Below are 25,482 nucleotides of genomic sequence, written 5' to 3'. Positions count from 1 at the left end.
GCGGCTCCTGCTGTGCGAGCTTGCCATTGAACCATTAGAGCTCATCTTGTTACTGTAAAAGTCGAGGTACACTTTTAAAGAATTGTCCGGCACCGTACCCGCCAGGAGGCATCGCGTGGCGCCTGCACATTATGACCGCGAACGCGGAGCGACGCTCGCCAGCGGGTTAGCCAATCGATTGCGCGTGCAGATACTTTCCGGTGCTTTGCCAGAAGGCAGCCGTCTGCCTTCGATCAGAAAAGCCGCCGCAGAATTTGGCGTTTCCAAAAACACCATTGTCGAAGCGTATGACCGACTGGTGCTGGACAACCTGGTTACTGCAAAGGCGGGATCTGGTTTCGTCATTACATTTCGCGGAGGTGCTGAGGGAAGGCCAAGGCACGTCACGGAAGCAGTCGACATCGCCTCGCTGCTGAACGCGCAACTCTCTCAGAACTTCGAAATACGCGTTGGAGATGGAAGACCACCTGCATCGTGGACAGAGCACTCGGAGATCAAGAGATACCTAAGCAGTAATGGACGGATGCTGCCGGCCGACGCCGACGCTTACGGGTCCGCGCTTGGTTTCTTGCCGCTCAGGCAGCAGATCGCCTTGCGGCTAAGGGCGCAGCAGATTGCGATCAAGGAGGACAGCCTCCTGCTCACGTTCGGAGCCAACCATGCGCTCGATTTGATCATCCGAGCGATGTTGTCTCCTGGTGACACCGTTCTGGTCGACGAACCAGGCTACTATCCCCTGTTTGCAAAGCTCACCCTCGCGCAGGCTCGGATCGTGGGCGTTCGACGCATGCCTGATGGCCCCGACGTCGACGACCTCGCAGCCAAGATACAAACGGAGCGCCCGAAGTTGTTCTTCACGCAGTCGCTCGGTCATAATCCAACCGGAGGTTCAATAACTCTTCCTGTTGCGCACGCCATCCTCAAGACGGCGACGCGATCCAACCTCGTTATCGTCGAAGACGATCCGTTCGTCGACCTTCCGACGACTGCCAATAACAGATTGGCCACGCTGGACCAGCTGAACAACGTCATATCGATTGGAACATTTTCGAAGACTCTGTCGGCCAGCCTGCGATCCGGCTTCATCGCGGCCCGCAGCGACCGCATCGCGACGCTTGCAGAACTCAAGATGCTCACCACTGTAAACAGCTCGGGGCATGTCGAACGCCTGCTCCATCGATTGCTCGCGGATGGCCACTACGACAGACACTTGAAGCGACTGGGGCAGCGGACCGAAGCTGCTTTGAGCCGGGTCGAAGCCGATCTATTGCGAGCGGGCCACCAGATCTATTCTGGGACCAAGACGGGATATTATCTTTATCTCTTGCTTCCAGAAGGCGTGGACGACATGAAGCTTGCGCGCGAGGGAGCAAAGGAAAGCATCTTTATCGCGCCTGGAAGTTTATTCTGCCTGGATAAAAATAGCTCTCTGGCCAAAGCGATAAGGATCAATGTTTCGCGAGCCGACAATCCGAAATTCTACGAGTTTTTGTTGCGCCGAATGCGATAGGCGTGAAAAGCACGAGCACGACGGCGGAGTGGAATTCATGGCCGCCTTCGACACGACGCTCCCACCGCGGGCTCGTGTCTTCCCAGCAAACGCCGCGCCTTTTGAAATGCAGCCTAACCCGGCCCCCTCTGACTATGCAGATTCGGCCAGTCAGGTGACGTGAGTTTAAGCCCGGCCGAGGTCGCTGCTGCGCAGGTCAACCGCGCATACCTAATCAACCTGCCGAAAGTGCATAGCGCGTGCGGGGCCCTTCGCGCAATTTCCCAACAGGACGGCGCCCCTTCTACGTCCGCCCGACCATTCGAAGGGAGAGTCCTGTGAAACATCTATCGTTGGTCATCGGCGTGCTGGCCGCGCTCGCGGCTCCCAGCGCATCGGCTCAATCGATTAATCTGACCGGCATCTATACGTGCGTCGACAAGTGTCGGGGAAGTCTGCCTGCCCATGTCACGCAGAACGGATATGACTTGAATCTTCTGACCGAGTCAGGCGTGCCTGCACGCGCATGGCCAGACTTGTTTTCGCCGGCGAGCCGGATCTGGATTGATGCCTTCAACGAAGGCGCGGTCTATTCTCCGGATGGCATGCTCATTCAGTTCGACAATAGGACAATCTGGCATCGAGGCTTGCCGCCTCGGCGAAGGTGATCCGTGCGGACAGCTGCGCCGCCAGTCGCCATGGTCCGGACACGGCTTCACGCCGGACTATGACGGGATCGCGTGTCCCTGGCATATCGGCACGCTCTACCACCGCGACACTGTGCTGCCGCCGCGCCTCCTGAAGTAGTTGCGGAGCGGCGGCGACCTCAATCTCGCCTGTTGCCCTCACAGACATCGCTTTGCAGGTCCACCATTCGCCCAGGCCACTGCGTTAAACTGGCCGAGAAGTCCGGCGATCGGGGCTTCCGTCGACAGATGTGCCTTCGCAGCCCTCTCCGATGTGCTATTCTCATAGCAGAGGCCATAGGTATGCCATGACGGGTATTGCAGAGTGGCTAGCATCGATCGGCTTGGGAGAGTACGCCCAGCGTTTCGCCGAGAACGCGATCGACCTCTCGGTCGTCAGCGATCTCACGGAGCAGGACCTCAAGGATCTCGGCGTCCTGCTGGGCCACCGGCGCAAAATTCTGCGCGCGATTGCAGAACTCAAGAATGAAGTCCCTGTAACGGCCCGAACGGGCGTCAAACCGGCGCCGCGGGACAGCGCCGAGCGGCGTCAACTCACGGTCATGTTTTGCGATCTGGTGGATTCGTCGGCACTTTCGGCCCGACTGGATCCGGAGGACTTGCGCTCGGTCATCAGCGCCTATCACGACTGCATCGCGGAGGTGATCACCCGGAATGAGGGCGTCATCGCGCGGTACATGGGGGATGGCGTGCTGGCCTATTTCGGCTATCCCCAGGCGCACGAGGACGATGCCGAACAGGCGACACGCGCGGGGCTGGCGCTGGTCGATGCCGTGGCCAACCTGCAGACAGACATCGGCACCAAGCTGCAGGTCCGCGTTGGCATCGCCACCGGCATGGTCGTCGTGGGCGATCTGACCGGCGAAGGTGCCGCCAAAGAGCAGGCGGTCATTGGTGAGACACCGAACCTGGCTGCTCGCCTGCAGCAGTTCGCCGAACCCGGTACGGTGCTGATTTCCGAGAGTACGCACCAGCTCACCGCCGGATATTTCGAATATCGCGATCTCGGCTCGATCGCGCTCAAGGGATGGGCGGAGCCAGTACCTGCCTGGCAGGTGCTCGGGATAAGCCGAGTGCAAAGCCGCTTCGAGGCGCAGCGCAAGACTCGATTGACGCCACTCATCGGGCGTGACGAGGAGATTGAGCTGCTGTTGCGGCGCTGGCAGCACGCCGCGTCAGGCGAAGGCTGCGTGGTGGTTCTAACTGGAGAGCCGGGTATCGGTAAGTCGCACATCGCGCTGGCGCTTCAAGAGCGGCTCCGGACCGAACCACACATTACCGTGCGCCATTTCTGCTCGGCGCACCACGCCAACAGTGCGCTGTATCCATTCATCACCAACCTCGAACGTGCTGCCCGGTTCGAGCGAGGCGAGACGCCGACGGAGAAGTTTGCCAAGCTTGAAGCTCTGCTCTTGCGCTCTGGCGCAGACGCAGACCGTGTGGTGCCGGCTCTGGCCAACCTGCTGTCGCTGCCGCTCAGCGGCCGCTACCGCCTGCCCGAGCTGAGCCCGCAGAAGCGCAAGGAGATGACGCTGGCGGCGCTCCTGGCTCAGCTCGACGCATTGGCGGCGCGGCAGCCAGTGTTTGTCCTCTTTGAGGATGCCCATTGGGCGGACCCGACTTCGCTCGAGTTGCTTGCGGTTACACTGGAAAGGATGCCGCGGCTTCGCGTGCTGCTGCTGATCACCGCCAGACCGGAGTTCACGCCGCCCTGGCCTGGTCATGCGCATGTGACGACGGTCTCGCTCACACGGCTGAACCGACGCAACGGGGCGGTATTGGTCGAGCGCATCACCGCCGGCAAGACGCTCCCGGAGGAGGTCATGGACCAAATCCTCTCCCGGACCGATGGCGTGCCCCTGTTCGTCGAGGAACTGACCAAGGCCGTGCTCGAAACCGGGCTGTTGCAGGAGCGGGACGACCATTACATGCTCAGCCGTCCGCTACCCTCGATGGCGATTCCAACGACATTGAACGCATCGCTGATGGCCAGACTCGATCGATTGGCCCCGGTGAAGGACGTGGCTCAGATCGGAGCAGTTTTGGGGCGCGAGTTCTCTTACGAACTGCTGAGGGCCGTTACCGGGTTGCCAAGGCAGAGGCTCGAGGAGGCGCTTGCCCAGTTGGTTCGGGCGGAGTTGATATTCTGCCGAGGCGAGATACCTCGCGCGGTCTACAGCTTCAAGCATGCGCTGGTGCGGGACGCTGCCGAAGCGGGACTTCTGAAGAGCCGACGCGCGGCACTACATGCCACCATCGCAGACGTCTTCGAGCAACGGTTCCCGGAAATCGTGGAGACTCAACCCGAGACGCTCGCACTCCACCTTACGGAGGCGGGACTGTTCGAAAAGGCAGGAGAATACTGGCTCCAGGCAGGCAAGAAGGCGGCCATGCGCTCCGCCAACCTCGAAGCCATCGCGCACTTGCGCAAAGGCATCGAGGTCTTGGCCCATTCCGCCGACGGCGCACCGAAGGACAGGCGGGAGCTTGATTTCCAATTCGCGCTGGGACCATGCCTGATCGCCACCGAAGGGCCGACTTCGCCACATGCGGTGGCGACCTTCGCCCGTGCGCGCGAGTTGTGCCAGCGCCTCGGAGATCCCCCCGAGGAACTACAAATCATGTTTTGGTTGACCACCGCGAGCGTTATGCGTGGTGAGTTGCCGGCCGCCGAGGAAATGATCTCGGCGCTGCTCGATCTCGCGGAGGCGCGCGGCGATCGACCGACATTGCTCAACGCGATGCGCGGGCAAGGGATGATTCGTCTGTTCATGGGACATCTCACGGGCGCTCACGACGTGATCGAACGGGCCTTTGAAGCCTTCGAGACGAGCAGCGAGCAGGACAGATTGGCGGCACGCGCCGCCGGCCAGGATGCGGGCGTGGCCGACCTTGCTCTGATGTCATGGGCACTCTGGCTGCTGGGCCGCGCCGATACGGCACTCGCACGCCTGAATGCAGCCATTCAGCGTGCCGACGCCATCAATCATCCCCATTCGCAGGCCTATGGATGTTATTATGCGTCCATTCTCCACGCTCTTCGGGGCGAGTTCCTGACTGCACAGCGCTATGCCGAACGGTGTCTCGCCTTGTCGGAGGAACATGGATTCCGGCAATGGCGAGGATTGGCGCGCGCCGTCCGCGGGATAAGCGCCACTTTTCTTGATCCTTCGTCCGCCGCGCTCGCGGAAATCCAGACTGCGATGAAAGAACATCGCAGCGCGGGCTATCAGCTCGGCATCACAGCACTATACGTGCTGCTGTGTCCGGCCTTGTTGTCGAGCCATCAACGCGAAGCTGCGCTGGAGCTTATCGAACAGGGTCTCGCGACAACCAGCCGTAACAGCGAACGGATATTTGAGGCCGAACTGTATCGACTGAAAGCGCGCGTGTTGCTCTTCCATGGCGTGCCGGAAGCAGGTACCGAGGCGCAATCAATGCTCGATCACGCACTGACAATTGCAAGGAGCCAGCACGCCAAGGCCCTCGAACTTCGAGTTGCCGTAGACCTTGCCGCCTTGTGGACCGATCAGGGCAGGCGCGAGAAAGCGCTCGAGCTGCTCGCGCCCATCTACGCCTGGTTCACCGAGGGCCTTGATACGCAGGATCTCAGGCAAGCAAAGGCATTGCTCGACCGACTGCGGTAATTCTGCTCGAACTGCAGATATCGTGGCCTGGCTCTGAAAGTCGGTCGTGAAGCTGCTTTACCGTGGCGTTAAGCCGCTCGCTTTTGACAATCATGATACGTATCCAGCACCTCCCCCCACCCCTGCGGGTCGTTCTTCTTCGGATCCTCATTTATGAAATGTGGCCCGGCATGCGCCGGAAGTCCTTGGTGTTTGTTGTATGCTTTGATTGCTTGTTCCGTAGCAACCTTCCCCAACTTTCGCCCCATATCCAGGTTGCTGTGATTCCATTTGAAGCTGATGTGCCCCGGCACCCGAATCTCGACGAGGGTGCCTTCCCACTTCTTGTTCCCGGATTTTGGTGGGTCGTACCGCACGTGGTATTTGAACAGCCTGACGTCATCTTCGCCAACGGTCGCTGCGAACAATTGACAGAGATTTGCCAGGGCATCGTGAAGGTTTTGCGGTTTGCGGACTTGCTTGGCATCGACGATCCTGCTCACCCATATTTCGTGCAGTGGATCGTCTGGCTTATCGTGCTCCTCGAGCAAGCTCTCGAAGTTGACCGTATCGACGAGCGCTCCTTCGCAGTATGTAACCCCGTCGATCCGTACGGTTTCTTCGACGAACGGAAGGGCCGAACACGCACATAGGCTGGATGCGCTGATAGGCCCCTTGTACTCCTTCTCGTCGGCTTTCTGGATCATTGGACGGTTGGAGAACAACGCGAGCTTATGCGCGTCAAGATTCCAGGCGTTGTGAAATATGCATGGCGTTTCAGGCTTTTTCAGCGCCTCGAAATTGATGCTCTTCATGAACTGGCTGTGCGGATAGTTGATCCTGGAAAGGCCAGTGACATGGGACAGATACATCATGGACGTGAGATAACGAACGACAGGATTAGGTGCCAGCACCTGATTGAGAATCCATCCGTTGATGTCTCCACTGTCCAGGTTCGCGAGCTTCTTCCCGCCGTCCGTGCCAGGCTGTCGATCGAACCAGAGCGACATGGACTCCCTGTAGGCATTCATGATGCTGGATGGGCTCCATAAATCCTTGTAGGTATTGGGATCTGTGACGAAGTTGGTCACCGCCTTGCCAATGCTCTCCCAATCCGGACCGAACACGGTGTTTATGGGAAAGCGCCTATAGCTTTCATCGTCCCGAAACACGCCATTCTTGAAGAATTGATAGGTCTTTTCCGCCCTATCTTTATTCGCAACTCGATCAAACTGATTATAGACGATCCCAACCCAAGCGCCGATGCAGGACAATGCCCACACATCAAAGGTTATATCTGCGTCGGCAAGAGCTTCCAGAACCCCAATGTGCAGCCCTGCTGCCGGACCGCCACCGCCGAGCGCTATCGCTCTCTTCACCATTGGTTCCTCCATCTAATTTATCGTGTGGCTTATTCTCCGATCAAATTTCTGAATTGCGTGAAGAGACTAGTCGTTCTTGGATAGGCTCATAGATCCAGAATTGCGAATGTGTGCGACGAAGCGGTGGACGTCGATGTTCGACGCTTTCTCGAATATGCTGATCGCACTGGCGCACGCCGGGCAGGAGCCGTGATTAGCGTATCGCGCTCTGGCCCATCCATCTGTGAACCGGTTCACGCAAGATATTTATCGCTGACGATAGTACGCAGTACCTATAATCCAATCGCGGCTTCCGCAGTTGGCTCGAAACTGAAACAGATGGGGCACCTCAATGTCTGGTGAACCCGCTGCAAAATGTTCTGGTAAAACTACCTGCGTTTTTCGCTTGACACAACCAAAACTAGAACGTGTCATTCGAAAATATCACGCCATTTCCCGTTGGCGTTAGGCTCTGTTCGCAGCCATCGCGATGTTAGCCGTCGAATTTGGTGGCCCATCCAGAATGGCCAGACGACGATCGATGGCGCTGATGACCTGGCGCGAAAAAGGCCCAAGATGCGCGTAGGCCGCAATCATGGCCACCGCGATCCGCGCCGAGGACGAGTCTCGCTTGGCGCTGTTGAGGAAGGTTCGCCAAAACGGATCGTGCGCTTCGGGAATGGCGGTGACCACGCGATGCACGGTCTCCAGCGCCCGCACCTTGGCACGGACGTCACCGACGGGCAGTTCCTGACGTTGCCTCGAACGGTCGAGCATCGTCATCAACCGGTCGACACGCCTGGCATATGCGGCAGGATGATAGACGCTCTCCAAAATCTGTCTGTAGTCCATCAGGATGTCGCGCAACGGGCGCGTCGGATCGAAATTGATCCCGTCGGTGCACTGATCGCCGCCAATGGTTGGCCCCATATCGTGATTGGGGTGCAGCCGCCCCTCGCGGGCAAGACGACGCGTGAGCTGCGTGTTCGGCAAGGCATAGAGCAGGCCAACCATGCAGACGGGGATGGCGGCCTCCTCGATGAAGTCGACCATGGCGTCCGCGATCGAGACTTTCTCGCTATCGAAGCCCACGATGAAGCCCGCGGTGACGAGCATCCCAGCGCCGTATATCCTGTGAATGCTCTCCGCGATATCGCGCCTTGTGTTCTGCTTCTTCTTGGTCGCGGCCAGCGTCGCCGGGTCCGGGCTTTCGATGCCGACAAAAATGCCGAAGAAGTTGGCCGCGGCCATCATCTCCAGGAGTTCCCGATCATCGGCCAGATTGATCGAGGCTTCCGTCGAGAACTCGAACGGATAATCGTGCGCGCGCTGCCAGGCCGCGAGTTCCGGAAGAAACAGCTTGAGCGACTTCTTGTTGCCGATGAAGTTATCGTCGACGAAGTCGAGATGGCCGCGATATCCCATCTCGTAGAGCGCATCGAGCTCGGCAAGCATCTGCGGGGTCGTCTTGCTCCGCGGCACCCGTCCGTACAGTTCGATGATATCGCAAAACTCGCAGGTGAAGGGGCAGCCGCGCGAATACTGCACACCGAGATAAAGATAGTCTTCAAAATTGAGCAGGTCGAAGCGCGGCACCGGCGTCTTGGTGACGTCGGCCTGGAACTTGGGCGCTGTGAACACACCCGACCGGGCACCGCTCTCCCAAGCCGCAATGAACTCGCCAATAACACCCTCGGCCTCGCCGAGCACCTGAAAGTCGGCTGTGGCATAGATGTGCGGACTGGACGTCGGGTCGGGGCCACCGACGACCACCGGCTTGTCCTGTGAGCGACAAAGCTCGATCAGCCGCAGCGTGTCAGCCTGTTGCGGCAACATGCCGCCCGTGAAGACGACGTCAGCCCAGGCAAGATCATCGTCCGTGAGCGATGCCGTATTGCAGTCGACCAGGCGCACCGTCCAGTGGACCGGCAACATCGCGGCGACGGAAATCAGGCCGAGGGGAGCCGCGGGGCGGCGAACGCCCATCAACTTGCAGGATTCGCCAAAGCTCCAGAACGAGTCCGCAACGAAGCGCGGATAGAGCATAAGGACGTTGCACGGGGGCTGCGTGTCCATGTGTCCTAAGATGGCGTGTCCTAAGATAGCCCATGTCTCGGTCCATTCCCTTACGAACGAACCTAGCCCCGGCAGGGGCGTACTAGAGCTAAGCTGATGATTCTTACGGGTGCAACAACCAGCTCCGGAGCCAGCAATTGGTACGGTCCTTTTTCCAAGGACGTGGCAGAAATGGCACGCAATTGAGCGATTTTTGTGTTCGCGCAGGATTGATACAGCAGCTCTTGAGGCTCAATTTTGGAACTCGCACTCTCCTGCGGCAATCTGCCGTCCACGATCCGCATCGCGGAGCATAATGCATGACCGACCTTACCTTGGCGAACGGCGATGTACGACTTGCCGCATCAGTCGATGGCCCGATGGATGCGGTGCCTGTCCTGTTTCTGCATGGGGCAAGCGTAAGTCGCGATACGTGGGATGAAACCAAGCAACGATTGACCAATCGATATTGCGTTTGGACGCTCGATTTCCGCGGTCACGGCTACTCTGATCGCGCGCCGAACTACAACCTTGCGGGTTATGTTTCCGATGCCGAGACTGCTCTGGCGGCCATTGGTCGTCCGGCAATCGTCGTTGGGCATTCGCTGGGCGCATGCGTGGCCGGTGTGCTCAGCCAAACCAATCCGAACATCCGAGCCGTGTTCCTTGAGGACCCGCCGTGGTTCCTGGGGCGCCTGGAGGAATGGAGCAACTCGATATTCTCGAAGTTGTTCTCACTCTTGCTGTTGCGGCTGACGAAATGGCAGCAGGAGCCTCCGCCGTTCACAACCTATGTCCAGTTTCTTTCGAATGGGCCTGACCGCTTGGGAGGTGTGGTCAAGGACCACATATCGGCTCGGCATTTGCTCAGCCATGCTTCCGCGATACAGCGCCTCGACCCGCGTTGTCTCCGTGATGACTGCTTGAAAGAGGCGTTGTCATCGATATCAACCGAGCGACCATTCCTGTGCCCGGCAAAGCTCGTCCGAGGCGAAGAGCGGTTCGGAGGAGCTTTTTCGGATGAACACGCCGGCAGTCTGCTGGCGACCAACCCCCATCTTGAAGTGGTCCAATATAAACAGTGCGGCCATCACCCCCATCGCATGCTGGGGTTTGAGCAGCGGTTCTTTGATGACCTTGAGGAGTTCATTGCGAAGACTTGACGGCGGTGGCGCCAGTCGATCGCAGGCGCCGAGGTGCGACGGTCCATTCCAACGATATTGGACTGAGCTGGAGGTTCCCTCCAATTCTCGAAAGGTCGCGACGATGCTGCGCATAGCCGATTCAGGTTCGCCCATTCAGCACACCTGCGCTCATGAACCTTTAGCCAATGGGCCGAGACCTACTAACAGATATGATTGAGCCCGCTGACCGGCCTCCTCCCTCATCTGGGGCGCGCTGGCAGTTTTTCTTTCTACCTCGGCAAGAGAAAATTCGGTCTTATTGTCAGCGATCTCACATTTCGTTCCTATCAAACTTGACGGGATCAGTCGGCAGGCAGATCGTGGTCGGAGCATGGTAATTCAGCTCGGCTAACCGCCAACCAGACGGTGGGTGGTGCCAATGCAGCAGATTGCAGACTGGCTTGATAAGCTTGGGCTTGGGCAATACGCGAAGCGTTTTGCCGAGAATGGGATCGATATTGGCATTCTTCCCGATCTGAAGGATGAGGACTTCGACAGGCTCGGAGTCCTGCTCGGCCATCGCCGTAAAATGCTCCGTGCGATTGCCGAACTCGATCAAGCCGAACTCATCACCGAGTCCGCGCGTCAGCATGGCGCCGAGAGACGCCATCTCACCGTTATGTTCTGCGACCTGGTGGGCTCGACCGCGCTCTCGGCACGCCTCGATCCCGAGGACATGTGGGAGGTGATCAGAGCCTACCGGGCTGCCTGCGCGAGGGTCATCGCCGCATATGACGGCATGATCGCCAGGTTTGTTGGCGATGGAATCCTCGCCTATTTCGGCTATCCCCGCGCACACGAGGATGACGCGGAGCGCGCAGTGCGAGCCGGCCTCGACATCACCGCCGCAATGGGAAAGCTCGAGACGCGCGTCGAAGAACGGGTCGACGTGCGGATCGCGATCTCGACCGGTCTTGTGGTGGTCGGCGACCTCATCAGCGGAGGTGCGTCGGAGGAGCAGGCGATGGTCGGCGATACACCGAATCTCGCTGCCCGGCTCCAGAGCCTGGCGGAGCCAGGAGTCGTTGTGGTGTCCGCTTCAACGCGCCGGTTGCTCGGCGATCTATTCACTTTTCGCAATGTCGGTGACCGCGAGGTGAAGGGTATCTCCGATCCGATCGCGGTCTGGGCGGTCGAAGGTGCAGCCGCATCGGAGAGCCGCTTCGAGGCGGTGCGCACCGCGCGCTCGATCGGCTTTGTCGGCCGCAAGGCAGAAATCGAATTCGTGCTCTCGCGCCAGCAACTGGCGTGGCAGGGCCAGGGTCAAGTGGTGTTGATTTCCGGCGAAGCCGGAATCGGCAAATCGCGCCTTGTGGCAACGCTGGCCGAAAGCCTCGCGCTGGGGTCGCACCGCCGGGTGCGCTATCAGTGCTCGCCCTACCATACCAACAGTGCGCTTCATCCCTTCATCGCTCAGCTCGAGCGGGCAGCCGGCATCACGTCACAAGACACGCCCGGGCAAACGCTCGATAAGCTTGAGGCTATGCTGGCGCTCGGAACGCGGCAGGTGGCGAGCGTGACGCCGCTTATTGCCGCGCTTCTTTCCATCGCAACCGGCGAGCGCTATCCGCCGCTCGGCCTCACTCCAGCGCAGCAGCGGCGACAGACATTCGCCGCGCTGCTCGACCAGCTTGAGGGCCTGGCACGGCAGCAACCTGTGCTGATTGTCTGCGAGGATATGCATTGGGCTGATGCCACGACGCTCGAGCTGTACGATCTCGCGGTCGATCGGATCAGGGGACTGCCAATCCTCGTGCTCATGACATTCCGGCCTGAGTTCGAGCCGCCTTGGGCAGGCCTTGCCAATGTCAGCCTGCTGCGGCTCGAGCGGCTTGACCGGCAGGACACGCGCGCCCTGGTCGAGCAGGTGGCTGTCGGTCGACAGGTGCCGCGCGAAATGATGACCCAGATCATCAACAAGACGGATGGCATCCCGCTCTTCGTTGAGGAATTGACCAAGATGGTGCTGGAGTCCGGGCTGCTCGTGGAAGAAGCCGGGCGCTATCGGCTCGATAATCCGCTACCACCGCTCGCCATTCCCGCGACGCTGCACGACTCGCTCATGGCGCGGCTTGACCGGCTGGCGCCGGTCAAAGAGGTTGCACAGATCGGCGCAGCCATTGGCCGCGACTTCTCATACACGCTGCTGCGATGTGTAGCGGGGCGGGATGAGCTGACGCTGAGCGCGGCGCTGGCGCAGCTCGAACAGGCCGAACTTCTGTCGCGCCGCGGGACGCCACCCGACGCGAGCTACAGCTTCAAGCATGCACTGGTTCAGGAAGCGGCTTACGAGAGCTTGCTCAAGAGCCGCCGGCAACTGCTGCATAAGCATATTGGCGATGTCCTTCGCGATCAGTTTCCGGGCATGGCCGAGACCGAGCCGGAAGTCGTGGCATATCACTTCACCCAAGCGGGGTTGAGCGGGACAGCCCTTGAGTGGTGGCGGAAGGCTGGCCAGCAGGCGTTGAAACGCTCGGCCTATTCCGAGGCGATTGCCCATCTGGGCAAGGCCGTTGCCATTGCCGATGAACTGCCTCAAGAGCCTGATCGGATGCTGAGCAGGCTCCATCTTCAAATCGCATATGGCCGCGCGTTGCGAGGCAGCCTCGGGCACAGCGCTCCCGAGACGGTGGCCGCTTGGACGCGCGCCCGACAGTTCGCGGCTGATACCAATGATCCGGTCGAACTCGCGCCGATCCATTCGGGCTTGTTCAATGCATGCCTCACTCACGGCGAGATCGCGCCGATGCGGGAGTTGGCGGATGCAATCATTGGTGTCGCCGACCGGCGACCGGAGTCGCCGATAGCCGCCATTGTCGCACACTGGACCAGCGGAGTGACCTGCTGGTTCGCCGGCGAGTACTTGAACGCGCGAATGCATCTTGAGCAGGCACTCGCGATCTATGGTGCCGAGCCGGATCCCGCGACGTTCAGGGCGTCCGCGCTCGATCTGCCGTTCGTTATCATGAGGTTTCTTGCCTTGGTGCTTTGGCCGCTTGGAGCGATCGATCGCGCACGCCGGCTCGCTGCAGAAGCAGTGAGTGGCTCAGGGGAGAAGCGAGCGCTTGCTCAAGCCAATGCGCTCGTTCATCGGGCGGTTTTCGACGGGCTATGCGGGGGCATGTTGGAGCAAACAGAGACGATCCTGGCCTTGGGTCTGGCGCGCGACCATACGATGCCGTTGTATGTGGCCGCGGGCACCTATCTGAACGGCCTGGCAAAGTGGCGGGCGGGCGAGCGAATGGTTGGGCTCACGGAAATGCGCCGAGGCTGGACGTTGCTGCACGAGAATGACTGCTACCTCTGTGAGCCGTTTTGGGGGATGCATGTTGCCGTGGCGGATGCAGAGGCGGGCCAACCCGAGGCCGGGTTGGAAACTGTGAGGGAATTGATCGGGTGGGCACAACAATCCGGCCAGCATTGGCTTGATGCCGAACTGCATCGCGTCCAAGGTGAGCTGTTGTTGCGCCATGACGCTGCGAACCTCTCCAGTGCCGAAGATGCCTTCAACAGAGCCCTGGAAATCGCCCGACACCAACAGGCAAGGACGTTCGAGCTACGCAGCGCACTTGGACTTGCGCGCCTGCACAATATAAATGGCCGGCCCGAGGCGGTATCCTCGGTGCTCGCTCCCGTCCTCGCTGAATTCGACGCGGGGTGGCAAGATCTCCCCGAAATCAAGGAAGCCGAAGGGCTGCTCGAGCATGCGCATTAGTCAGCCTGCCATTTCGGCTCCTTCAAAGGCGACGTAGATGCCGGTCGGGGTTCCCTTACGTGCTCTTTCTTGTTTCGGAATAGCAGCACTTTCGGCGCTCTGTGCGTTTCACGTCGTGCGTGCGGCCTCGCCGGTGCCAGATAGCGTGTCTCTCAGAGAGACGGCGATGACGTGGAGTACCGTCAAGTATGCGACCGATGCGGAGGACGGATTTCTCAGCGGGTCGCTCGACAAGAACACGATCGTCGACCGCACGTTCAGGGCGCGCGTGCTCGAGAATCGATATCTGAAGGTAACACTCGTGCCCGAATTCGGCGGGCGCATTATTTCCATCATCTACAAGCCAACTGGCCACGAACAACTCTATCGCACGGATGTCGGCGTACCCTACGGGATCAAGGCCGGAAATTTCTACTACGACTGGCTGATGGTGTATGGCGGCATCTTCCCGACATTCCCGGATGCCGAGCACGGCAAGACGTGGCTGAAGCCGTGGGCCTTTGAGGTGGTCAAGGAGAGCACGGGCGAAGTGACGGTCGCGATGTCGCTTAAAGACAATTTCGACTATTCCGCGCGACCTGGCAAATTCAGGAGTTCAACCGGGATCGAAGCCACATACTACGTCACACTGAAGGCCGACCGGACCGCACTCGATACGCGCGTGGTGCTCAAAAATCCGCACGACAAGGCGATCCGGTACGAGTACTGGACATGCACGACGCTCGCTCCGGGATCGGATCCGAAAAACCCTAAAGCGACCGCCGGCGCCGAAATCATCGCGCCGATCCGAACTTATAGCACGCCCGCCTGGTCGGCCAATCTGGCAGATGGCGACGAGAGCGCGGGGATGGGCAGGCGGCGCTTCGAAAACCTGCGCTTCTTCAAGAATTGGCCGACGATGGGCATCGCCTACGCGGCGCCCGATATGCAGGGCGGGAATTTCTGGGGCGTGATCAACCATGACAACGAAGAAGGAATTATCCGCATCGCGGACAACAGGCTGACGCCGGGCTTGAAAATGTGGACGTGGGGATTTCCCTCGTTCACTGGCGAAACAGATCCCCGCGAGGAGCCGAATGAGTGGCGACCGTATGTCGAACTATGGGCAGGCGTGTCAGACCAATTTTTCCATAGCGCTGACTTTCCCGCGCTGGGTGAAGTCTCGATTCCGGAAACCTACAGTCCGACGGTCGGCATGAGCAACGTGACGCATGCGAATGAGAATATCCTGATCAATCTTTCGGCCAAGGCGTCTAGCGTCACGGTTCAGTTCTTCAGCATCGAACCGGCCGCCCCGCTCCGCGTAACGTTGAAACGCGGCGACACGGCACTGTTCGACGACATCGTGAAGGCCGATCCGAAAAATGGAAATCGCATTTCGGCAACGATCCCTGACGGCAGCAGCGGCGAACAGGTGAAGCTGACGATCAGGACCACCGATGGAAAAGAACTGATCGCAGCCGAGGCGACAATAAATTGACTTCTTTCCTCATGCCGCGAGTTGCGGACGGAACAACACATCGACGCCGTAACTGGTCGCATTGTAGGTGCTGGTCGGGAACAGACTGCCTGATCCATACGCATACACGCCATTGCCTCCGATCGAAGCCGATGATGGTGCGGTCAGCGGCCCGTTGCTGACCGCCGAGCTGAACATGCCGGGATCGGCGGAGTAGTTTCCTGAGGTGTGATAGGACGCAACATACGTTGTCCCTGCAGTGATCGTGACCGGCGCAGCGAAGTTAACCTGCTGCCAGCCGCTGGCCGTCTCATTGGTGAAGGTGGCCGTGGCCAGCAGGGTGCCGGTGCTGCTCCAGATATTCGCGGTATGGGTGCCGGTATTCGATGGGCCCTTGTAGAAGCGCAACCCGGTGATGTCGCCGGCGCTGGACGATTGGAATTTGAACCCGAGCTCCACCGACTGCGGATCATTGACTGACACCACGCTCGGTGTCGGATTGGAGCCGAACAGGCTTATGATGCTCGCGGATGCTGGGTTCACGGTCAGGGACGCGGATGCGGTCGCTGTCCCGCCCTGGCCGTCGGAGACGGCGTAACTGAACGACGCCGGTCCCGTATAGCCGGAGTTGGGTGTGAAGGTGATGGTGTTGGTCTGGGCGTTGAAGCTTGCGGTGCCGTTGACGCCGTTGCTGACGCCCGTGATCGTCAGGACATCGCCATCCGGATCGCTGTCGTTGGCAAGCAACGCGGAGGCTGCAATCGAGATCGGCGAGTTCTGAGTGGCGCTGAAGCCGGAGTCGTTGGCCGCGACCGGCGCCTGATTGGCGGCGCCGCTCGCCGGACTGAACAGCACGTCCACCCAGTAGTTGGTGGCACCGAAGGTGCTGGTCGGGAACAGGTTGTCCGCGCCATAGGTGTAGACGCCGTTATTGCTGCCGGATGCGGTGAGCGGGCCATTGACACGTGAAGACGTGAAGTAGTTGCTGGTCGACGCGTAGCGGCCGTTGCTGTGAAAGCTTGCCACATAGGTGGTTCCGGCGGTGATCGAGACGGGATTGCTGAAGGTCACCGTCTGCCATCCACTGCTGGTCTCGTTCGTGAACGTGGCGGTCGCCAGCAGCGTGCCGGTGCTGCTCCACAACGAACCTGTGTGGGTGCCGGTGTCACCGGCGCTTTTGTAGTATTTGATGCCGTTGATGGTGCCGGCCGCAGAGGACGTGAACTGCACCCCCAGATTGACCTGGGCCGTGTCGGAATCGGCGAGAATCGCTGGTGTGTCGGAGCTTGAGAACAAGCTCACCGGCGGCGGGATCACTGTCAAATTGGCTGTTGCAGTCGCGGTGCCGCCGCGCCCATCGGAGATGGCGTAGCTGAAGGACGCGAGCCCGGTGTAGCCGGCGTTCGGCGTGAAGGTGATGACATTGGTCTGGGCGTTGAAGCTGACGGTGCCGTTGACGGCGCCGCTCACACCGGTGATGGTCAGCGGATCGCCATTCGGATCGGTGTCATTGGCAAGCAGGGCCGATGCGGCAATGGTCAGAGCCGTATTCTGCGTGGCGTTGTAGCCGCTGTCGTTGTTGGCAACCGGCGGCTGGTTGGCTACCGGATTCACTGTCAGACTGACCGTTGCAGTGGCCGTGCCACCCTGCCCGTCGGCGATCGCGTAGCTGAAGGACGCGGGCCCGGTGTAGCCGGCGGTCGGCGTGAAGGTGATGACATTAATCTGGGCGTTGAAACTGACCGTGCCGTTGACGGCGCCGCTCGCGCCCGTGATTGCCAGTGTGCCGCCGTCCGGATCGGTATCGTTGGCAAGCAGCGCCGCCGCCGCAATCGTCAGCACCGTGTTCTGCGTGGTGTTGTAGCCGCTGTCGTTGTTGGCAACCGGCGGCTGATTGCTGGCGCCGCCGGACGGCGCGAACACGACATCGACCCAATAGTTGGCGGCGTTGTAGGAGCTGGTCGGGAAGATGCCGGAGGTGCTGGTGCCGCCATAGGAGTAGACGCCGTTGCCGCCGGCGGCAAGGCTGGACAGCGCGGTCAAAGGACCGTTGGTAACGGCCGCGGTGAAGTAGTTGTTGGTCGCAACATAGGCGCCGGTGGTGTGATAGGAAGCAACATAGGTGGTGTTGGCGGCGATCGAAACCGCTGATGACAGCGTGACGGTCTGCCAACCGCTGGCTGAGGTGTTGGTAAAGGTGGCGGTGGCGAGACGAGTGCCTGTTGACGACCAGAGATCGAGGGTGTTGATGCCGGCGTCGCTCGCGCTGCGATAGAACCTGAGCGCCGTAATCTGCCCGGCGACCGAGGACGTGAACTTCATCCCGACTTGGATCTGGGATCCGTCATTGAGGTCGGTCAAAGCCGGTGTGCTTGACGCGCTGAACAGGCTGACCGGAGCCGCTCCTGGCGGTACCACGGTGAAGCTGACAGTAGCCGATGCCGTACCGCCGCGCCCATCGGAGATCGTATAGGTGAAGCTCGCCGGACCGGTGTAGCCGGCATCGGGTGTAAAGGTGATGGTGTTGTTCTGCGGATTGGGCTGCGTGTTGAGCACGACGCTGCCGTGCGTTGCTGCACTCACGGCGATGATGCTGACGGCATCCCCATCGGGATCACTGTCGTTCCCGGTCAGGGACGACGCCGCAATCGTCAGGGCCAGATCGCGGGTCGCAATCGGTCCGTCGTCATTGGCAGCTATGGGCGCGCTGTTGGTGACCGAAGGATTGAACATGACGTCAACCCAGAAATTCGTCGCCGCGAACGTGCTCGTCGGGAACGCGATATTGCTGCTGTAGGTATAGACGCCATTGCCATTGCCGAGAGCGGTCAGCGGACCGCTCGTCACATTGCTCAAGAAATAGTTCACGCTGGCGGAGTAATGGCCCACATCCGTATGATAGGACGCGATGTAGGTGGCTCCGGGCGTCAGCGAAATCGGGTTGGAGAAGGTCACGCTCTGCCAGCCGCTGGCGGTTTCGTTTGTGAATGTGGCCGTTGCCAGCAAGGTGCCGGTGCTGCTCCAGAGCTGGCCGGTGTGGGTGCCGGTATCCTGGCTGCCCTTGTAGAAACGGATGCCGCTCACGGTGCCGGCAACCGACGTCTGGAATCTCACGCCGAGTTCGACGGCGCTTGCATCGGTGGTGTTGACGGTGTCGGGGGTAGCCGAGCCCGGAAACAGCGAGACGTAAGTCGGAGCCGCGACGGTCACCGTGCGACCCACGGAAGGCGTTTCGAGATTGATGCTATCGTCCACCGCGCGCGACATGATGGTGTAGGTCCCGGCGACCTGCGGAGACCAGCTATAGGACCATGTCTCGTCACCAATCGCCGGATGCCAGCTCAAGCCGCCGTCCGTCGATACTTCCACGCCGGCGATCACGCCGCCGCCGACATCCGATGCCGTGCCGAAAATCGTGACCACGTCTCCGGCTCTGATGTTTGCCAGCGCGTTGACGCTCGAGGTCGGCGCGGTCTGGTCCGTGGAGCCATTGGAGGCGACCAAATCCGGCTGCAGCGTTCCCGGCTGAATACCCATGTCGGCGAGCAGGTTGACCATCGACTGTTGCACGCGCGAGTCAGTGGGCGTTGGCGTCAGGTCGTGATTGTCGCTCAAACCCCACGCCCAGTAGACCGTTCCGGCGGCGAAGACCAATGCCTTGCTTGCCGCGCGGTAGAGCGTCAGGTTATGGGTCGAGATGGCGCTTCCCGTCGTGTTGCCGTAATCAAGGAGGTAGCTGTTGACCGGAACCGTCGTCGAGGAGAGCCGGACCAGGCCCGCGGGATCGAATCCATTGTCGACCGCTTCGTCCCACTCATAGCCGAGGTAGTTCCTGGTCAGCGTCGCTGTCTGCCCCGGCTGAAGATTCGCAACGCTGGTGTAGCGCCAGAAGCGCAGATTGGCGTCGTCGTAGGGAATTGTGATTGCCTGCAGGCCGCTGCCTTGGCCGACGTCATCGACCTGGAACATCTGTCCGATCAATGCATTTTCCGGGCTTCCTCCGCCGAGCGCCGGCGGGCTGAGGCGGGGATCACGGAACGTCCCGGTCCACTCGTCGCTTGGATCGATCGATGCGTCCGGTGACCAGGTCTCCTTGTAGGAGATCAAGGTGCGATAGGCCGTGCCGTCGCTGCTAATGCTGTTGCCCCAGCGCGTGCGCCAATACATCTCGTTGCCGCTCCAGAACGCCAGATTGACACCGGCATCGCGGGCCGCCTCGACATTGGCGCGCTGTTGCCCCGACCAGTACTCGTCATGACCAACGTCGAGATAGAGCTTGTGATTGAGGAGCAGACTGCCGTAACGGTCCGTGTCAACACCCGACATGTAGGAGACGTCGTAGCCGTTCTGCTCCAGCCAGTAGATCGCCGCGTATTCAGCGCCGAACAGATAGTCCTGCGGACCTGCAAAGCTTCCAACGCTGCCGCGGGTGGCAATCGGCCGGTTGTAGCTCACCGCGTAGGCGCGTCCCGCACCTTGACCTGTGGCAGGGCCGTTGCCGCCATAGAAATTCGCTCCGCCCCAGCCGTTATAGGCCTGCCAGGTCGTGTCAGAGGTCTGAAAGACGACGTCGCTGGTGCTGCTGTCATCCCTGACGATGAACGGGATGTGATTGGCGCCTTCAACGCCGTCCTCGCGTACGAGCTTTGCGATGTAGACGCCTGACACGGCATCCTCAGGAACCTCCCAGGAAGCCGAAACAGACCAGTTGCCGGCATCGACCAGGCCGGTCGTGTCGTCACGCAGCGGCGCCGGCTGGTTCTGCACACCGGTGTGCTGGATGGTGTGGACCTTTCGCGCACCCATGCCGCCGTAATAGCCGAGGCGATAGATGTCGATCCGATAGTTCGATGAATCCGTGTTGATCTTGAAATCGATCTGGTTGCCACGATTCACGCTGATATCGGTGGCAAAACCTTCGATATTCGAGCTGCCAGCACCCTCGATATCCCATTCGCTTTGCGGATTTCCCGTCTTCTGGTTCTCGAGCACGATTGGGTTCGTGGAAGTCGCGGCGGCCGCGAGTGCGTTGGGCGACGTACTTGTGTTGGCCTGCCGCGCCGCAGGAGAAAGCTCTGCAGTCGTCACCGAGCCTGATAGAATTCCGATTTCACCTTTCCCTCGTACCGGTACCAATCTCGCCGCCTCCCGGCAGCGTGCGCCAGTTCGCCCCTCCGCCTGGTAGTGCATTCCAATTTGCGAGCGGCGCAACGTTCTCCAAGGACATGGAGACACTGGTCGAGGCGCCCATGACCCCGGCGCGGCCGGTCAACACGAAATCTGCTCCGCCAGACACGCGGCTGCCGTGCAACTGCGCCGACGCCGCATTGGCTGCTCTCTGATCGAGCAATTGTGTTGGAGCAATGAAGTAGCCGCAGCCGCAAACCTGCGCGACTGCTGGAGGTGTGGAAGATCCGAAAATGTTGGGGGTCGCAGTCGAAGGCACGTGACCAAGGATGACCACAGGATTTGGCGGCGCTGGTTCGGCCGCCGCGGATGCTGGCGCTCGGACTTCTGTCGTCAACGCTGCAAATCCGGCGTCCGATGTTGCAGCGGATGCCGACGCCGCGGCACCTGAGGCGCTCAGACCCAGGCCCTCCTGCAAATTCCGCGCGGCGAGCAGCGACAGCGACTCGTCTTGGTCTGAAGCTGAAACTCGGACATTTCTTCGCAGGAGAGTGCGTGGCCACGTCTGCAATCCGAGAGCGATGCGGCCCAGACCAAAATCTTCGTATAACGACCTCATGCGATGACACCGCCTTAAAATATTTAATTCTCCCAAATTAAATATTAATCTCCTTTTAATTCAATTTGCTGTTCTGTCGCACCCCAGCCCTTGCTGAACAACCCGATGCCGATCTTCGTCAAACTGACAGTGGATAGTCGTGATTTTCTAACGGGTTGAATCCAGCCGAACTTCCCTTCTTGGCACAAATGGATTTCAAATCAGGGGATATTCAATTTGCGCTTGAATGGAGCAGGCAAAGCGCCCGCATGCGAATTGCATAGCGCCGCCTGCTTGGCGGCATGCGCTGCATGGTCGCGCAACTCATCGCGGCGCGAACCAGTGCGTCTTTTGGATTAATCAGTTCGACGCCGGCCGATCCGCTCGACGCGCGAGACAACACCGTCACGCGTGACGGGTCTCGCATGCGGAATCCAGATCGTGCTGGTCGCGACCGAAGCGACGTGCATTGCGGAGGCAAGGCGGATGCGCGCTAACGCGAACGCCTTGCCTCGACGCGATGAAGCCATCTATCTAAAGGTTCTATCTAAAGATATGGGCCGAACCGCGCGGAGACGGAATCGGCCAAGCATTTCCCATCGCGAGCCTCGCAAGTAGGAGTGTCAAGCTACTTGGTGCTCAGTGAAATGCCGAGGGCAGATGCTTTCACGGTCACCGCTGCGGGTGACCTCTTGAGAGACTTTGCGATTTTGTCTCGACCACGCTTCTCTTTCGCCATGGTCTTGAGCGTCTTCAGGTCGTCCTTCGACCATAACACGCGCGTGGCTTTCTTTTTCTTCGCCATTACAACTCCTCTTCAAGAGCCATGTTTTACGAACCCAGGCTAGTCCGGTCAAGGAACATTGACTGCAGGCATTGGAGCAGTTGGATACGGTCGATAAGCACCGTGGTGCGTTGCAGCCACGATGACGAAAAGAATAGCAAATACGATGATGGCGCGCATAGTCAGGCTCCGCATGAAACTTATCTAACACTCAATGATCTCGGGCATTGTGAACTAGCTCACCAGTTCCAGTGGATCGCGACGTTCATGACGCCTATGCCGTGCACACGCGGGAGCCTCGGCCGAGGGGGGAGCATGTGGCGATATTCATGATGGCAGCATCGCCCCGGCTCCAAGCCACTGTTTGACCAGCGAGGCCAATGTGCCGTCGGCCGCAAGCGCGGCCTGCGCACTGCCAATCGCATCGCGCAGCGCGATGTCTCCTTTGCGGACACAGATGCCAAGGCGCTCGACAGTGATCCCGGTCTGAACGACCCCAAGCCTCGGCCGGCCGCGCACGAACCAAGCCGTGACGGGTGCGAGTTTCATGAAGGCGTCGCAGCCTCCGCTTGTCAGATCATCGAGCGCTTGCTCGATCTCGTGATAAGCATAGACGCGCACCCGCGCAGCACGATTCTCCGCGACCAGTTTCTCAGCAATTGGCTGGCTGGTATTCCCCTGCTGCACTCCGACGACCAGACCTTTGAGATCGGCGATGCCATGTACGTCCGGATTGCGAATGACATCGACGACAAGTGATTGGCCTGAAATCGCATAGGGCGTGCAGAAATCGGCCTTTGCTTCCCGGCCCGGCGTGATGGTGGTGCCAGAGGCGACGCAGTCGTATCTGCCGGCATCCAGACCGGCGAAGATGCCGTTGAAATCGGCGCCCGTGTACGGGACCAGCCGCCATTCGCGGCCGAGCATCCCGGCGATGCGCTGCACCAGCGCAATGTCGAATCCCGCCGGGCCATCGCTCGTCAAGAACTCGAATGGCGGATCGGGAAGCGCTGCTCCCACTCTCAAGGTTGACACGGCTATGACCTTTGCTGCGCTAAACTCAAGGACAGGCGGGCCGACTTGCGCCTGGCGATAGCTCTGTATTCAGCCATGATAGGCAAACAGCTCGATTGGCTCGCTGAAGCCTCGCACCGGATATTCGCCGACACGTTCGAGATCGAAATCGCTTTTGACGAAGTCGGCGAACGCGCGGGACAGCAGCACCTTTCGACCCAATTGTTTGGTCAGGGTTTCGAGACGCGACGCCATGTTGACCGCGGGACCGATAACGGTGAAGTCGAGGCGGGTACGCGATCCGATATTGCCGTACATGACGTCGCCGACATGGACGCCGATACCGTAATTCAGCGGTTCACGACCGGTTTCCCCATTCTTTTCGTTCAGGGCAATCACGGCCTGACGGGCTTCGGCCACGGCGTGCAACAGATTCGCGCAGGCCGACGGCTGGCTGAGCGGAAAGATGGCGAGCAGACCGTCGCCGATGAATTTCAGTATTTCCCCGCCATGTCGCGCAATCGGCTCCGACATCGCGTCAAAATACCCGTTCAGAAGGTCAATGACATCATCGCGCGGCCAGTTATCGGAGATCCTGGTGAAATCACGCAGATCGCAGATCATGATGGCGGCGCGTACCGTCGTCCCGCTGCCGCGCCTGGTGGCGCCGGCCAAAATCAGTTCGCCGGCGTGCGACCCGACATAGGTTTCAAGCAGGGTTCGCGCCAGCCGGTTCTTGATACGGATTTCGCTGACCAGCGCCAGAATCGGTAACAGTTTTAGCAGGCTGGCGATATGCGCGTCGTCGAAACCTCCCACCCGGTCGGTTGCGAAGGTCACGATGTGCCGTTTGCCGAGCGTATGATACAGCGGCCAGGCCACATAGTCGGTCAGGCCTTTGGCCCGCATCTCATCATAGATGGCGTGCTTACGGCCGAGCGAAGGATCGCGTTCGAGATTTTCGCGCACCTCGAGGACACCATCGCGAATTTCGTTTGCTGGACTGCCGATGTATTCGGATCGCCCCATGACATCGTAATCGACTCTCTCAATCTTGGCTTCGTGCATTCCATCGCCCCACATCATCCGGGCGCCGAGCCATTGAGGATGGTGGATCAGGATATGAAGCGACGCCCGCTTGACGGGAATGCCCGCTCGCTGAAGGCGCATACACATCTCGGCGAAAATATTGTCGATGAAGCGCTCATCGCGCGTGTCGTTGGTCAGCCAGTGCACAACGTCGTCGTCGGAATACGCGGTGCCGGGATCAATGTTTGGCGGCGGGTTCATAGCTTGTTCCTCGGTGGTGACCTGGATCGACAGTAGAGGATATGTCGTATCCCGGCCCGGCGGCGTCAACGAAGTCCGCCGCAATTTGCTTGCGCGCGCATCGGGTTGTTGGGGAGTTGCCGCCCTGTCCGGCGCGGGAGGCCGCAGGGGTAGCGCAAAAGCGCCGGTTCTGCCCCCGTAGCGGACCGTTGCCGATCCGGAAGCAACGGCGCGAGAGCAGCTCAAGCTTCGTGCAGGATTGACCGCAAGCGCGCCGCCAATTCTGACATGCGGAACGGTTTGTCGATAATCGGAAATTCGCCTACCGTCTGATGGCGGTCCAGCGCGTCGCCCGCATAGCCCGACGCAAGCAGAATCTTGATGCCCTTGTTCAATTTCCTCGCTTCGCGGGCAACCTCAATGCCGTTGATCCCGTTTGGCATCACGATGTCACTTAGCAGGAGGTCAAATTCCTCGCTCCGGAGCAGCCGAAGCGCTTCGGTGCCGTTCCGAGCGCAACGAACCTGATAGCCCGACCTGGTCAGCATCGCCGACGTGAGGTCCAGAAGATCGTCGTTGTCCTCGACAACCAGGACTCGCTCCGAACCGGTCGGAAACGCTTGGGGTTGGGCGTCTTCAGTTTCGACGTCAGGCGTTTGCGTGGCTTTGGGCAAGTAGAGGGCGACAGTGGTCCCCTTTCCCAATGCGCTCTCGATGGCAATGTGTCCCCCGGACTGACGGACAAAGCCGTAGACCATGCTAAGGCCAAGCCCGGTGCCCTTGCCGACCTCCTTCGTTGTGAAGAAGGGCTCAAACACCCGGTTCCGCACCTCGGGAGGCATTCCAGAACCGGTGTCCCGGACGGACAGCCTGACATACGATCCGGGCAAGCACCCCGCCACGGCTCCTTCGCCCACGACGACGTTCTTCATCTCGATGTCGAGCACGCCGCCATTGGGCATGGCGTCACGCGCGTTCAGGGCCAGATTGAGGAGAGCGGTCTCCAGCCGCGCCGGATCGACATGGCACAGCCACAATCCTTCACTGGTCCACACCTTGACCCGGCATGCCTCCCCAACGGCCTTGCGAATGAT

The 25,482-nt window shown here is 60.0% G+C and carries 13 protein-coding genes; 6 read left to right on the top strand and 7 right to left on the bottom strand.

Annotated features, from left to right (window positions below; all coding sequences use genetic code 11):
- The first annotated feature begins 115 nt into the window (after positions 1-115).
- The 3 genes from AC5ZG1_RS37085 to AC5ZG1_RS37075 all read left to right on the top strand — a co-directional run bounded on the left by AC5ZG1_RS37085 (position 116) and on the right by AC5ZG1_RS37075 (position 5,843).
- Entirely contained in the window at positions 116-1,510 is a 1,395-nt protein-coding gene (locus AC5ZG1_RS37085) for an aminotransferase-like domain-containing protein (protein ID WP_130226553.1), read from the top strand.
- A 317-nt stretch (positions 1,511-1,827) separates the two neighbouring features.
- Complete coding sequence (locus tag AC5ZG1_RS37080; protein ID WP_496135847.1) at positions 1,828-2,157, top strand: hypothetical protein; 330 nt, start codon at positions 1,828-1,830, stop codon at positions 2,155-2,157.
- 326 nt (positions 2,158-2,483) lie between these two features.
- Positions 2,484-5,843, top strand: coding sequence for an AAA family ATPase (locus AC5ZG1_RS37075; protein ID WP_496135846.1), 3,360 nt, complete (start codon positions 2,484-2,486; stop codon positions 5,841-5,843).
- A gap of 68 nt (positions 5,844-5,911) precedes the next feature.
- Here the strand turns inward: AC5ZG1_RS37075 and AC5ZG1_RS37070 are convergent, their stop codons facing one another.
- Together AC5ZG1_RS37070 and AC5ZG1_RS37065 are read right to left on the bottom strand one after the other, a co-directional pair.
- Complete coding sequence (locus AC5ZG1_RS37070) at positions 5,912-7,204, bottom strand: patatin-like phospholipase family protein (RefSeq protein WP_456643846.1); 1,293 nt, start codon at positions 7,202-7,204, stop codon at positions 5,912-5,914.
- 444 nt (positions 7,205-7,648) lie between these two features.
- Complete coding sequence (locus AC5ZG1_RS37065; protein WP_456643847.1) at positions 7,649-9,259, bottom strand: B12-binding domain-containing radical SAM protein; 1,611 nt, start codon at positions 9,257-9,259, stop codon at positions 7,649-7,651.
- A 299-nt stretch (positions 9,260-9,558) separates the two neighbouring features.
- Between AC5ZG1_RS37065 and AC5ZG1_RS37060 the strand changes: the two genes are divergently transcribed.
- The 3 genes from AC5ZG1_RS37060 (at position 9,559) to AC5ZG1_RS37050 (ending at position 15,617) form a co-directional block, all read left to right on the top strand.
- Positions 9,559-10,401: an alpha/beta fold hydrolase gene (locus tag AC5ZG1_RS37060; protein ID WP_456643848.1), complete on the top strand. Its 843-nt coding sequence runs from the start codon at positions 9,559-9,561 to the stop codon at positions 10,399-10,401.
- A 400-nt stretch (positions 10,402-10,801) separates the two neighbouring features.
- Complete coding sequence (locus AC5ZG1_RS37055) at positions 10,802-14,137, top strand: adenylate/guanylate cyclase domain-containing protein (protein WP_496135845.1); 3,336 nt, start codon at positions 10,802-10,804, stop codon at positions 14,135-14,137.
- Positions 14,138-14,174: 37 nt separating this feature from the next.
- On the top strand, positions 14,175-15,617 hold the full coding sequence (locus AC5ZG1_RS37050; RefSeq protein WP_496135844.1) for a DUF5107 domain-containing protein: 1,443 nt from the start codon (positions 14,175-14,177) through the stop codon (positions 15,615-15,617).
- 9 nt (positions 15,618-15,626) lie between these two features.
- Here the strand turns inward: AC5ZG1_RS37050 and AC5ZG1_RS37045 are convergent, their stop codons facing one another.
- From AC5ZG1_RS37045 to AC5ZG1_RS37025, 5 genes are all read right to left on the bottom strand, one after another.
- Positions 15,627-20,684: a DUF4082 domain-containing protein gene (locus AC5ZG1_RS37045; RefSeq protein WP_496135843.1), complete on the bottom strand. Its 5,058-nt coding sequence runs from the start codon at positions 20,682-20,684 to the stop codon at positions 15,627-15,629.
- 1,265 nt (positions 20,685-21,949) lie between these two features.
- A complete protein-coding gene (locus AC5ZG1_RS37040) occupies positions 21,950-22,126 on the bottom strand; it encodes a hypothetical protein (protein WP_165421322.1) in 177 nt (58 codons plus the stop codon).
- 306 nt (positions 22,127-22,432) lie between these two features.
- Positions 22,433-23,140, bottom strand: coding sequence for an ABC transporter substrate-binding protein (locus tag AC5ZG1_RS37035; RefSeq protein ID WP_496135842.1), 708 nt, complete (start codon positions 23,138-23,140; stop codon positions 22,433-22,435).
- Between the two features lie 69 nt (positions 23,141-23,209).
- On the bottom strand, positions 23,210-24,409 hold the full coding sequence (locus tag AC5ZG1_RS37030; protein ID WP_496135841.1) for an adenylate/guanylate cyclase domain-containing protein: 1,200 nt from the start codon (positions 24,407-24,409) through the stop codon (positions 23,210-23,212).
- 221 nt (positions 24,410-24,630) lie between these two features.
- Positions 24,631-25,482, bottom strand: an 852-nt coding sequence (locus AC5ZG1_RS37025) for an ATP-binding protein (RefSeq protein ID WP_496135840.1), incomplete at its 5' end; no start/stop codon positions are given.

The organism is Bradyrhizobium sp. Leo78 (assembly GCF_059512425.1).
Note: the sequence above shows the minus strand (reverse complement) of the source record. Positions and strands in the feature narration are given on the sequence as shown.